12 protein-coding genes are annotated in these 12,131 nt (G+C 33.2%); 6 read left to right on the top strand and 6 right to left on the bottom strand.

The genetic code is table 11. The features are described 5' to 3' along the window. Positions 1 to 23: 23 nt before the first annotated feature. Positions 24 to 632 (top strand): superoxide dismutase, encoded by a 609-nt coding sequence (locus B2741_RS08770; protein WP_291137714.1) that lies wholly within the window; start codon positions 24 to 26, stop codon positions 630 to 632. Between the two features lie 633 nt (positions 633 to 1,265). Here the strand turns inward: B2741_RS08770 and B2741_RS08765 are convergent. From B2741_RS08765 to B2741_RS08750, 4 genes are all read right to left on the bottom strand, one after another. Continuing rightward, the gene (locus B2741_RS08765; RefSeq protein ID WP_291137711.1) at positions 1,266 to 3,164 is read right to left on the bottom strand and encodes an amidophosphoribosyltransferase; all 1,899 of its coding nucleotides are present in this window, start codon (positions 3,162 to 3,164) and stop codon (positions 1,266 to 1,268) included. A gap of 220 nt (positions 3,165 to 3,384) precedes the next feature. Continuing rightward, positions 3,385 to 4,314: a PfkB family carbohydrate kinase gene (locus B2741_RS08760; RefSeq protein WP_133609279.1), complete on the bottom strand. Its 930-nt coding sequence runs from the start codon at positions 4,312 to 4,314 to the stop codon at positions 3,385 to 3,387. 83 nt (positions 4,315 to 4,397) lie between these two features. Continuing rightward, positions 4,398 to 4,877, bottom strand: coding sequence for a ribonuclease HI (rnhA, locus tag B2741_RS08755; protein ID WP_291137708.1), 480 nt, complete (start codon positions 4,875 to 4,877; stop codon positions 4,398 to 4,400). A gap of 127 nt (positions 4,878 to 5,004) precedes the next feature. Further along, positions 5,005 to 5,571, bottom strand: a complete 567-nt coding sequence (locus B2741_RS08750; RefSeq protein WP_291137706.1) for a phosphoribosylglycinamide formyltransferase — start codon at positions 5,569 to 5,571, stop codon at positions 5,005 to 5,007. Positions 5,572 to 5,744: 173 nt separating this feature from the next. Here B2741_RS08750 and B2741_RS08745 point away from each other — a divergent pair, with 173 nt between their 5' ends. The 5 genes from B2741_RS08745 to pyk all read left to right on the top strand — a co-directional run bounded on the left by B2741_RS08745 (position 5,745) and on the right by pyk (position 10,171). Then, positions 5,745 to 5,981, top strand: coding sequence for an acyl carrier protein (locus B2741_RS08745; RefSeq protein WP_007137004.1), 237 nt, complete (start codon positions 5,745 to 5,747; stop codon positions 5,979 to 5,981). Between the two features lie 176 nt (positions 5,982 to 6,157). After that, positions 6,158 to 7,411, top strand: a complete 1,254-nt coding sequence (fabF, locus tag B2741_RS08740; RefSeq protein ID WP_291137703.1) for a beta-ketoacyl-ACP synthase II — start codon at positions 6,158 to 6,160, stop codon at positions 7,409 to 7,411. Between the two features lie 4 nt (positions 7,412 to 7,415). Further along, entirely contained in the window at positions 7,416 to 8,159 is a 744-nt protein-coding gene (gene rnc, locus B2741_RS08735; protein ID WP_291137700.1) for a ribonuclease III, read from the top strand. A 102-nt stretch (positions 8,160 to 8,261) separates the two neighbouring features. Beyond that, positions 8,262 to 8,735: an IPExxxVDY family protein gene (locus B2741_RS08730; RefSeq protein WP_291137697.1), complete on the top strand. Its 474-nt coding sequence runs from the start codon at positions 8,262 to 8,264 to the stop codon at positions 8,733 to 8,735. A gap of 5 nt (positions 8,736 to 8,740) precedes the next feature. After that, the gene (gene pyk, locus B2741_RS08725) at positions 8,741 to 10,171 is read left to right on the top strand and encodes a pyruvate kinase (RefSeq protein ID WP_290820299.1); all 1,431 of its coding nucleotides are present in this window, start codon (positions 8,741 to 8,743) and stop codon (positions 10,169 to 10,171) included. 72 nt (positions 10,172 to 10,243) lie between these two features. Here the strand turns inward: pyk and B2741_RS08720 are convergent, their stop codons facing one another. After that, complete coding sequence (locus B2741_RS08720; RefSeq protein WP_291137694.1) at positions 10,244 to 10,759, bottom strand: PAS domain-containing protein; 516 nt, start codon at positions 10,757 to 10,759, stop codon at positions 10,244 to 10,246. Positions 10,760 to 11,231: 472 nt separating this feature from the next. After that, positions 11,232 to 11,909: a hypothetical protein gene (locus B2741_RS08715; RefSeq protein WP_291137692.1), complete on the bottom strand. Its 678-nt coding sequence runs from the start codon at positions 11,907 to 11,909 to the stop codon at positions 11,232 to 11,234. Positions 11,910 to 12,131 lie beyond the last annotated feature (222 nt).

Here is a 12,131-nt window from a genome sequence, read left to right as displayed (position 1 = left end):
TACTAATCTAAAAATAAAATATTATGGCTTTTGAATTACCACAATTACCTTATGCATACGATGCATTAGAACCACATATTGATGCAAGAACAATGGAAATTCACCATTCTAAGCACCACAATGCTTATACTACAAATTTGAACGCTGCTATCGCAGGAACTGATTTAGAAGGCATGACCATTGAGAACCTTTTAATTAACTTAGATCCAAACAATGCTGCGGTTAGAAATAATGGTGGTGGTTTTTACAATCACAATTTGTTTTGGACTGTTATGTCGCCAAACGGTGGTGGACTACCAACAGGTGATTTAGCTGAAGCAATTGAAAGAGATTTTAAATCGTTTGAAGAATTTAAAGCACAATTTGCTAAAGCTGCTGCAACGCGTTTTGGTTCAGGATGGGCTTGGTTGTGTGTACACAAAGGTGGAAAACTAGAAATTTGCAGTTCGGCTAATCAAGATAATCCATTAATGCCAGGAATTGGTTGTGGAGGAACACCTGTTTTAGCACTTGACGTTTGGGAACATGCTTATTATTTAAACTATCAAAATCGTCGTCCTGATTATGTTGAAGCATTTTTTAATGTAATTAACTGGACAGAAGTTGCAAGAAGATACGCAACTGAAAAATAAAATGTTTTTATATAAAAAAAGCCGAAGCGTTATGGCAACACTTCGGCTTTTTTATTTTACCAAGTTTATTAAAAATAAAAAAGGTGAAATTTCTTTCACCCTTTTTGCCCCAAATCTACCATAAAACTTAACCTACTAATTTTCTGGTAGAGCTAAAGTAGAACAGTAAATTGTATGTGACCAAAAAAATTGTTGAATAACACAAAAACTCGATGAAATGCAATTTTAAAAAACAAAACACTTGTTTTTTTAATTTTCTCTAACAAATGTCTAAGTTTTTGGGCAAAAAAAAGGTACGCATTGCGTACCCTTTTTGCCCCAAATCTACCATAAAACTTAACCTACTAATTTTTTGGTAGGACTAAAGTAATACAAGATACTATGCTTGCATAAAAAAATTGTTAAACGAATTAAAAAGCCGATGAAATGCATTTTTTATATAAAACAACACCTCAATTTTAGTTAAAACTCAATTTTTGGGCAAAAAAAAGGCACGCATTGCGTACCCTTTTTGCCCCAAATCTACCATAAAACTTAACCTACTAATTTTCTGGTAGAGCTAAAGTATAGCGAGATTTTGTATTACTATAAAAAAATTGTTAAACGAAATAAAAAGTCGATGAAACGCACTTTTTAATATGCACGAGCATCTTTTCCTTCATAAAAATTCATGAATGCTCGGTTTACTACACGATTTCCTCCATCAGTTGGATAATCTCCTGTAAAATACCAATCGCCTAAATTCTTTGGACAAGCAATATGTAAATCTTCTACCGTTTGATAAATAATTTTTACTTCTGCTTTTGTATCTTCTGGCGTAAGCATTTCGGCAATTTTATCTGAAATTTCTTGATCAGTGAATGGTGCATAAATTTCTTTTACATAATTCACCACATCAGCATCACTAAAATCTTCTTGTGCTTTCGATTTTTGGTACACTTCTTCTACTATATGATATAAATTACGTTCTTTCAATAAATCTAAAGCTGCTCTAAAAGCCACTAAACCTTCTAATTTTGCCATGTCAATTCCGTAACAATCTGGGTAACGAATTTGAGGTGCCGATGAAACTACTACAATTTTCTTTGGATGCAAACGATCCATCATTTTAATGATACTTTGCTTTAAAGTAGTTCCTCGCACAATACTATCATCAATAATTACCAAATTATCGGTTGGTTTTACCACGCCATACGTTACATCATATACGTGTGCTACTAAATCGTCACGACTGCTATCTTCAGTAATAAACGTTCTTAATTTGGCATCTTTAATTGCAATTTTTTCCGTTCTGATTTTAACTGAAAGTAATTCTTTCAAGGTCTCTTCTGTCAACGTATCTTTTTGCTCGATAATCATTTTGGCTTTTCGCTGATTTAAGAAATCTTGAGCCGCTTCAGACATTCCGTAAAAAGAAGTTTCTGCCGTATTTGGAATAAAAGAGAAAACGGTGTTGTCGGTATCGTTATCGATGGCTTTTAAAACACTTGGGAAAATTAATTTTCCTAATTCTTTACGTTCTCTGTAGATTTCGGCATCGCTTCCGCGAGAAAAATAAATGCGTTCAAATGAACAAGCTTTTTTAATCAACGGCGTTCTAACTTCTTGAATTGAAACATTTCCGTTTTTCTTGATGATGATAGCACTTCCTGGCGTTAATTCTTGTACTTTTTCGAAAGGCACATTGAAAACCGTTTGAATAACAGGACGTTCTGAAGCGACTACTACAATTTCATCATCTTCGTAGAAATACGCAGGACGAATTCCAGCTGGATCACGCAAAACAAACGAATCTCCATGACCAAAAAGTCCAGCCATTGCATAACCTCCGTCAAAATTACGGGAAGCACGTTCTAAAATGCGTTGCACATTTAATCGTTCTCCGATAATTGGTGAAGCTTCTTGTTTAGAAAAACCTTCTAATTTGCATTGTTTGTATAATTCGGTAACTTCATCATCTAAGAAATGCCCGATTTTTTCCATTACGGTAACAGTATCGGCCATTTGTTTTGGGTGTTGTCCTAAGTCAATTAAGTTTTGAAACAACTCCTTTACATTAGTCATATTGAAATTTCCCGCAACAATTAAATTACGATGCATCCAATTGTTTTGACGTAAAAAAGGGTGAACACTTTCGATGCTATTTTTACCGAAAGTTCCATAACGAACGTGACCTAAAAACACTTCTCCCAAATATGGAATATTCTGTTTTTGAAGTGCCACATTGTTTTGATATTCTGGATGTTCTTCTAACTCGCGACTGATTCTGTCGTTAATTTGAGCGAAGATATCCTTAATAGGTTGCGGGTCGTTTGAACGAATACGGCTGATGTATCTTTCACCTGGATTTACATCCAATTTAATACTTGCTAATCCCGCTCCGTCTTGACCGCGGTTGTGTTGCTTTTCCATAAGTAAGTACATTTTTTGTACCCCATAGAAAGCGGTTCCGTATTTTTCTTTATAGAATTCTAACGGTTTTTTTAATCGTAGTAATGCAATTCCACATTCGTGTTGTATAGCGTCACTCATAAGTTGTTGTGTTGTTGTAGGTTGTTGTATTTTCTTTTTTTAACACATAGATTCATAGTTAAACTTAATGTAAAAAGTCGCTTCGCTCAAAATAGATAACATAACTATGTGTGAAATTTATTTCTTGTAACCAACTAATTAATAAAACTTAAACTATGTGTCTATGTGTTTTATATTTATTTTTCAAACAAAAAATGCCCCGAAATTTCGAGGCACGTTTTTATTCTTCTAATTCTATTTCAAATTGTGTTAAGGCTTTGAATTGTTTCAAACGCGCATTCACTTCATTTTTATCTAAATTCTCCATTCGTTCTGTTCCAAATTTCTCCACACAGAAAGAAGCTAAATTTGAACCGTAAATAATAGCGTTTTTCAAATTGCTAAACGAAATGTTTTCTGATTGTGCAATGTAACCTGCAAAACCTCCTGCGAAAGTATCACCAGCTCCCGTTGGATCAAACACTTCTTCTAATGGTAATGCTGGAGCAAAGAATACGTCCTTGTTGTGGAACAATAACGCTCCGTGTTCTCCTTTTTTGATAACCACATATTTTGGTCCCATGGTATGAATTTTAGCAGCCGCTTTTACCAAAGAATATTCTCCTGATAACTGACGCGCTTCTTCATCGTTGATGGTGATTACATCTACACGCTTGATAACGTCTAATAATTCTGGTAAAGCACAATCCATCCAAAAGTTCATTGTATCTAAAACAACTAATTTTGGTCTTTCAGACATTTGGTTTAAAACGCCTGATTGTACAATTGGGTGTAAGTTTCCTAATAAAACTACATCCGAATTTTTATACGCTTGTGGCACAACTGGATTAAAATCGGCCAAAACGTTTAATTCGGTAACTAAAGTATCGCGAGAATTTAAGTCGTTGTGGTATTTTCCACTCCAAAAGAAGGTTTTCCCTCCTTTTACGATTTCGATTCCTTCGATATTTACTCCTTTATTTTCTAATAAATCTAAATATTCCTTTGGAAAATCTTCACCAACCACAGAAACTACTGCTGCATCTACATTAAAAAAGTTAGACGCTAAACCAATGTAAGTCGCGGCTCCACCTAAAATTTTGTCTGTTTTTCCGAAAGGTGTTTCAATAGCATCAAAAGCTACTGTTCCTACTATTAATAGTTTGTTCATTAAATTGAATTTGAAATAAGGTGCAAAGATAATCTTTTAGTTGCAGAGTTGCAAAAGGTTATATGCGGAAAGTTTCGGAAAACCTACAACAACTTCCCTTCTTCCCTCTCATAAAACTCATCAATCGATAAGTTGCCTTGTTGCGATGCCATAACCGCTAATTCATCGCAGCGTTCGTTTTGTGGATGACTGTTGTGGCCTTTTACCCATTGAAAATCAACTTGGTGTCGGCGGTAAATTTTTAAGAAACGCAACCATAAATCTGGATTTTTCTTGGCTTTGAAGTTTATTTTTTCCCACTGAAATACCCAACGCTTTTCTACCGAATCCACCACATATTTGGAATCTGAAACGACTAAGACTTTAGTTTTTGGGTTTTTTAATTTTTCTAAACCTACAATTACCGCTAATAATTCCATTCTATTATTGGTCGACAATCTAAAACCTTCGTAAAATTCTTTTTTATAAGGCGTTCCTACCATTTCCATCACCACGCCATAGCCAGCTGGACCAGGATTTCCCTTGGCAGCACCGTCTGTATATATGTGGACTTCGTGTGACAAAATTTAACTTTAAAATTTATTATCTTTTAAACATATAAGTCATATAAGCTTTTAAAGCAAAGCAATTTGAGAATATAAGTTCATAAAAGATTTTAATTAATTATTACGATTTCTTCAATCTGTGTTCCTAAAAATTTGAATTTAGAACTTCGGAAATTATTTCAGGAAAATATTGATGTTCCAATTCGTGAATTTTGTGTGCAATTTCTTCAGCCGATTTACAATCTTCAATATTTACAGCTTTTTGAAAAATAAATTCGCCTTCATCGTAATGTTCGTTTACATAATGAATGGTAATTCCGGTTTCTTTTTCATTATTTTCCAAAACGGCTTGATGCACATTCATACCATACATTCCTTTTCCGCCATATTTTGGCAATAACGCAGGATGAATATTAATCACTTTTGGATATTCTTTTAATATGGACTCAGGAAATTTTAATAGAAATCCAGCTAAAACAATTAAATCGGGTTGAAACTGATGTAATTTTTCGAGTACAAAACCTTCATTTAATTGTGCTTTGTTAAAAACCACTGAAAGAATGTTATGATTTTTTGCTCTATCTAACACTTTGGCATCTGGTTTGTTAGAGAAGATGGCGACTACAGTTCCTTGGTTATTTTTTTTAAAATACCTGATTATTTCTTCGGCATTTGAGCCATTTCCGGAAGCAAAAAGCACAATATTCTTCATTTCGTATTGATTTCTTCCCACAAAAAAAAGAATAAAAATTGGTAAAAAATAAAAAAAAGAGGCCTTTGTGAATTATTTTTTTTAAATTCGTGGTCACATTTAGTAACAAAAAGGTTGTTTTAAAATAAAGTTTTTTATTTTTGCCAACAAATTAAATTAAAAATTAAAAGATTATGTCAGACATTGCATCAAGAGTAAAAGCGATTATCGTAGACAAATTAGGTGTTGACGAAAACGAAGTTGTAACAGAAGCTAGCTTCACAAACGATTTAGGAGCTGATTCATTAGACACTGTTGAGCTTATTATGGAGTTCGAAAAAGAATTTGATATTCAAATTCCAGACGACCAAGCTGAAAACATTGCTACTGTAGGTCAAGCTATTTCTTACATCGAAGAAGCTAAAAAATAATAAATAAAACGCCCGTGTGCATTTTTTTGCATGCGGGTTTTTATTATTTTAAGAAATTAGACTATTTTTGATTGAATTTCAATCACATTATATTGAAATACCCTTGTCTCTTTACTATTATAAACTAAAGAAAACACGGGTATTATTTGTTTAAACGATATTTTAAAAATAAGGATATGCAATTAAAGCGTGTTGTTGTAACTGGCCTTGGAGCATTAACCCCAATTGGAAATTCCATTCAAGAATACTGGGATGGTTTAGTAAATGGGAAAAGTGGTGCTGCACCTATAACGTATTACGATACTGAAAAACATAAAACCAAATTTGCGTGTGAAGTAAAAAACTTCAACATCGAAGATTATATGGATCGTAAGGAATCGCGCCGATTGGATAAATTTGCTCAATATGCCATTGCTGCAAGTGACGAAGCTATTAAAGACGCTGGAATTACTTCAGACAATGTAAACAAACATAGAGTAGGTGTAATTTGGGGTGCTGGTATTGGAGGTTTAGAAACTTTCCAAGAAGAAGTAATGTATTATGCCAAAGGTGATGGAACTCCAAAGTTCAATCCTTTCTTTATTCCTAAAATGATTGCCGATATTGCTCCAGCTCATATTTCTATGAGAAATGGCTATATGGGTCCAAACTATACTACAGTTTCTGCTTGTGCTTCTTCGGCTAATGCCTTGATTGATGCCTTCAACTACATTCGTTTAGGAATGTGTGATGTTATCATTTCAGGTGGTTCTGAAGCAGCTGTAACCATTGCAGGAATGGGTGGATTTAATTCTATGCACGCCTTATCTACAAGAAACGAAAGTCCAGAAACAGCTTCAAGACCTTTTGATGCTACACGTGACGGTTTTGTTCTTGGCGAAGGTGCTGGTGCATTAGTATTAGAAGAATACGAACATGCAAAAGCGCGTGGTGCTAGAATTTACTGTGAAGTTGGTGGTGGAGGAATGTCTTCTGACGCTTACCATTTAACAGCTCCACATCCGGAAGGAATTGGAGTTATTGCAGTAATGGAAAACACTTTACGTGATGCTGGAATGACACCAGAAATGGTTGACCATATCAACACACACGGAACTTCAACTCCTTTAGGTGATGTTGCCGAATTAAAAGCAATTAGTCATGTTTTTGGCGCTCATGCAAAAAATATTAATATCAACTCTACCAAATCAATGACAGGACATTTACTTGGTGCTGCTGGTGCTATCGAAGCAATTGCTTCTATCTTAGCCATGCAACACAGTATCGTTCCTCCAACGATTAACCACACAGTTGTAGATGAAAACATTAACCCAGAATTGAATTTAACTTTAAATAAAGCGCAAAAACGCGAAATTAAAGTGGCGATGAGCAATACATTTGGTTTTGGTGGACACAATGCTTGTGTATTATTTAAAAAATTGGAAGACTAAACACATGCGTCGTTTATTAAATAAAATACGAAAAAACTCCCGTTCTCAAGAAGACGGGATTTTTTTTGAAAAAATTACCAAAATACTAGGTTTCGAACCTAAAGAGCTTAGATATTACAAAAAAGCATTCACGCACCGCTCTACCAATAAAGTAGACGAAAAAGGAAATCCGTTCAATTATGAGCGTTTAGAATTTTTGGGTGATGCTATGTTAGGTAGCGTAATTGCGGCTCATTTATACAACGAAGTACCGTCAGGAGATGAAGGGTATTTGACAAAAATGCGTTCGAAAATTGTGAGTAGAGAACATTTAAACGAACTTGGTCGTGATTTTAACTTGCTTCAATTTGTAGAAAGTAAAATAAATTCAAATCAGTTTGGTGAAAACATTCATGGTAATTTATTTGAAGCATTTATTGGTGCTATTTATTTGGATAGAGGTTTTACATATTGCGAAAAATTCATTCAAAATAAAATCATCAAACAATATGTAGATATTGCCAAATTAGAAGGAAAAGTTATCAGCTACAAAAGTTTAATCATCGAATGGTGTCAGAAAGAAAAAATGTCGTTCTTTTTTGATTTTGTAGAAGATAACGGCATCGAAGGTCAGAAATATTTTGGGGTAAAATTGCTTATCGACCAAAAAATTATTGCCCGAGCAAGAGCTACTTCTAAGAAAAAAGCAGAAGAAAAAGCATCACAACGCGCTTATTTTGCTTTGCAAGAAAAAATTTCAAAAAAATAACCCAGTACTAAAACGTTTTCGTTACTAAATTAACGTTAAGAACACGTAAATGGGTACTTTTTAATAGATTTTAGTCTTATCTTTACAACTTAAATTTTGGTAATGGCCATTCATAAAATTCAAATAAACGATTTTGTTTCAGATGATTATGAGCTTATTGCCGTGCATTCATCTTTAGATGATTACAAATTGGCTTATATGCTGAACAAGGAATTAGGCGTTCAATTAAGCAAAAATAATGCTTATGTAGAAATCGCCATTCCTGAAGGAAAAAGTGCTTTTAGTAATTACATTTTTGATGATGAAAAAAACGATGTTGTTTGGACGTTAATCGAAAACAAAACCACGATTATCAATTCCAACAAACAAACAACCTCATTATTTGAGCAAGTAGACATCACTGTTTTTTTACTACCCGAATTTAAAAAAGCCGATTACCTTATTAAAATTGAAAATATCGATTACGGATTTGACTCAGAATCCATAATTGAGAAAATTCAGGAAATTAAAAATGTAACTACGGCTTACGCGATTGATATCACGAACTTAAAATCTAAAAATAATTTAATTTTTTAATTAAAATGCCAACAAACAAAAAGACTAAAATTGTAGCTACACTAGGCCCAGCCTGTAGTACAAAAGAAGTAATAAAAAAAATGATTGATGCCGGAGTTAACGTATTTAGAGTTAACTTTTCGCACGCCGATTATACTGATGTTACCGAACGAATTCAAATGATTAGAGAGCTAAACGATGAGTTTGGCTATACAACTTCTATTTTAGGCGATTTACAAGGTCCAAAATTACGCGTAGGTGTAATGAAAGAAGATGTAGTAGTTAGCAAAGGCGATATTATTACGTTCACCACAGCAGAAGATATCTTAGGAACAGCTTCGAGAGTGTACATGAACTACAAAGAATTTCCAAAAGATGTAAATCCTGGAGAAAGAATTTTATTAGACGACGGAAAATTAATTTTTGAAGTTACTAAAACCGATAAAAACACCGAAGTTGAAGCGGTTGTAGTGCAAGGTGGTCCTTTGAGATCAAAAAAAGGAGTAAACTTACCTAACACTAAAGTTTCGTTACCTGCTTTAACCGAAAAAGACATTCGCGATGCGATTTTTGCGATTGAAAATAAAGTGGATTGGATTGCTTTATCGTTTGTGAGAACACCAAAAGACTTAGAAGATTTACAAGATTTAATTGCAAAACATTCCGATCATAAAATTCCAATTATTGCCAAAATTGAAAAACCAGAAGCGGTTGAAAACATTGACAAAATCGTAGCATTTTGTGATGGTTTGATGGTTGCTCGTGGCGATTTAGGAGTGGAAGTTCCGGCGGAAGAAGTGCCTTTGATTCAGAAAAAATTGATTCACAGAGCAAAAACAGCTCGTATACCGGTAATTGTGGCAACACAAATGATGGAAACGATGATTACCTCTTTAACTCCAACACGTGCCGAAGTAAACGACGTAGCCAACTCGGTTATGGACGGAGCTGATGCGGTAATGTTATCTGGTGAAACTTCGGTTGGAAATTATCCTGTGGAAGTTATTGAAACCATGACTCGTATTATTGAAAGCGTGGAAGATTCGCCACTTATTAAAGTGCCAATTTCGCAACCACAAATAAAAAACAGTCGTTATATTACCAAATCGATTTGTTATCACGCGGCTCAAATGGCTGATACCATTAATGCAAAAGCGATTACAACCTTAACAAATTCTGGTTATACGGCGTTTCAAATTTCGGCTTGGCGCCCAAAATCGCACATTTTAGTATTTACTTCTAACAGAAGAATCTTAACGCAATTGAACCTTTTATGGGGAGTTAGAGCGTATTTCTATGACAAATTAGTAAGTACAGATGACACGATTGAAGACATCAACACCATTTGCCAAGAAAAGAAATATGTGAAAAAAGGTGATATGGTCGTTAACTTAGCTGCAATGCCAATTGTTGCCAAAGGAATGGTAAACACATTAAGAGTTTCTGAAATAGAATAATCTCATTTCAACATAAAAAAACGAGTGCTAAAAATAATTTTAGCACTCGTTTTTGTTTTATATATGTTCGTTTTAAGCCGCTATTTTTTCAAATGCGATAAAATTAGTTACTTCTCCCTTATGATTGAAAATTGGAAATCCTTTGATGTGACAATTGTAAACCGAACCGTCTTTGCAATAATTGATTACGTTTTTCTCAAACGGCACTTTGTTTAAAATGGCTAGTCTGATTTCGTTACTAACTTGTAAATCGGTTTTGGCGCCTTGAAACATTTTTGGCGAGTTTCCAACGACTTCTTTTGCCTCGTAGCCGTTCATTTTTTCGATGTTTTTACTAGCAAAAACGATTTTTAAGTGCGCATCCGTAACTACAATTACGGTTTCGTCTTGTAAACTTTCTTTATAATCCCAAACCGACTTCCACTGATTTTTATTGGCTATTTGATGTAAAGAATTTACATCGTGAAGCAATACATTAGTTTGCAACAAATACTGAGAATAAATATCCCAAGACACTAGCGGCATTGCCTTTATAGTACCATTTTCATACTGTTTTGCAAACGCAGCATCGTAAACTTTGAACTCCATAACGATTGTAATTTGGGATAAAACTAAAAATAAAAACAAACCAATAGCTATTAAAAACGAACTTTAACGCTTGTTTAAGCGGGGAAATGGAATGAAAAAACCTCCATTTTGAATTGAAAATGGAGGTTTTGTTCATTATATATTACCACGCGAAGGATTCACGCGGGAGCGGGGGTTAACAAAATTTAATTATTAATAAGGTTAGTTTACTATGTATATTCTAAATAATATTAACACAATTAATGCTGCAATTACTAATAATATTCTTTGTTTAAATTTATTTGTATTATTTAATTTGTCGAATTTTAATAGTTTTTTTAATTCAAAAAAAGCTAAAACGATAATTGCGATAAAGCAAATAATGTCATACCATATGTTTTCAGTAAAACCTTTTATTTTTAACAACTTTGGTAAAAAATAAAATGATAAAACTATTATAGCATATATTTGAAATTTATTTTTCATGTTTATATTAATTATTTAAGCAAGTTTCATAATCTTCTTTGGCATCTTTCATGCAATCTGTATGGGTAGCACCAGCATATAATAAACCTACTCCGCATGCCCATGGACCTGCAAGACAACCTATTATTGCAAAAGTCCCATCTCTATTTAAATTTCTCTGGCAGCGATTTTTTGCTGTAGCATATTGACTGGCACAAGAGAAAGTAACGTAATTATTTTTATTGGTTTCGTCATTCAATCCCATTAAGTTTTCGTTTAATACTTCATCAACATATTTAGTCAACAGTTTATCTTGTTCTATTTTATCTAAATTATAAAAAGCTGGATTATTCGACTGGAATATTTTACTGTTTTGAACTTGAAGTGAAATTAACTCACTTAATTCATTAAATTCTATTATACCAGAATTTTGCAAAATACTTTTAAATTCATTTTCACTAGTACAATTTTCAGATGAATAATTAAATAAGATTTCATTATTTAAATTTGTTTCATTTTCTAAAATAGAAATAATTTTATCATTTAATTCTACATGTCTTTTTACAAAATTATATACATTCTCTTGATTTAAGTCTTGTGAAATTCTTTTATTATTAGAGTTTTCTTCAATTTCATTGTTATCTGAACAAGAAATAAAATTAAAAAGTGCTAATGTGGCAACTAAGCCGAAGATTATTTTCCTCATATTGGTAAATGTATTATGTTACTTTTCAATTTTATTAAGTAACAGATTTTTTAATTATTTTTCCTGATTACTAATTCTGAAAACCTCAGGTAATTTTCAAAATTCTACAAAATAATCTCAAAAAGTGTAGAACCATCTTGAAATAGTCGTTTCAAATTTTTTCTATTAGAATGCTAACCGTTTCATTAATTTCTTTAAATCAAAGTTTAATAAGTTATCTGC

Source organism: Flavobacterium sp. UBA7663, from assembly GCF_002483315.1.
GTDB lineage: Bacteria > Bacteroidota > Bacteroidia > Flavobacteriales > Flavobacteriaceae > Flavobacterium.
This window is presented reverse-complemented; position numbering and strand designations above follow the sequence as displayed.

Bases quoted from the DNA above. Each gene is read 5' to 3' on its own strand.
- B2741_RS08770 (WP_291137714.1), top strand. From the start codon at position 24: ATGGCTTTTGAATTACCACAATTACCTTATGCATACGATGCATTAGAA.
- B2741_RS08765 (WP_291137711.1), bottom strand. From the start codon at position 3,164: ATGAGTGACGCTATACAACACGAATGTGGAATTGCATTACTACGATTA.
- B2741_RS08760 (WP_133609279.1), bottom strand. From the start codon at position 4,314: ATGAACAAACTATTAATAGTAGGAACAGTAGCTTTTGATGCTATTGAA.
- B2741_RS08750 (WP_291137706.1), bottom strand. From the start codon at position 5,571: ATGAAGAATATTGTGCTTTTTGCTTCCGGAAATGGCTCAAATGCCGAA.
- B2741_RS08745 (WP_007137004.1), top strand. From the start codon at position 5,745: ATGTCAGACATTGCATCAAGAGTAAAAGCGATTATCGTAGACAAATTA.
- fabF (WP_291137703.1), top strand. From the start codon at position 6,158: ATGCAATTAAAGCGTGTTGTTGTAACTGGCCTTGGAGCATTAACCCCA.
- rnc (WP_291137700.1), top strand. From the start codon at position 7,416: ATGCGTCGTTTATTAAATAAAATACGAAAAAACTCCCGTTCTCAAGAA.
- B2741_RS08730 (WP_291137697.1), top strand. From the start codon at position 8,262: ATGGCCATTCATAAAATTCAAATAAACGATTTTGTTTCAGATGATTAT.
- pyk (WP_290820299.1), top strand. From the start codon at position 8,741: ATGCCAACAAACAAAAAGACTAAAATTGTAGCTACACTAGGCCCAGCC.
- B2741_RS08720 (WP_291137694.1), bottom strand. From the start codon at position 10,759: ATGGAGTTCAAAGTTTACGATGCTGCGTTTGCAAAACAGTATGAAAAT.
- B2741_RS08715 (WP_291137692.1), bottom strand. From the start codon at position 11,909: ATGAGGAAAATAATCTTCGGCTTAGTTGCCACATTAGCACTTTTTAAT.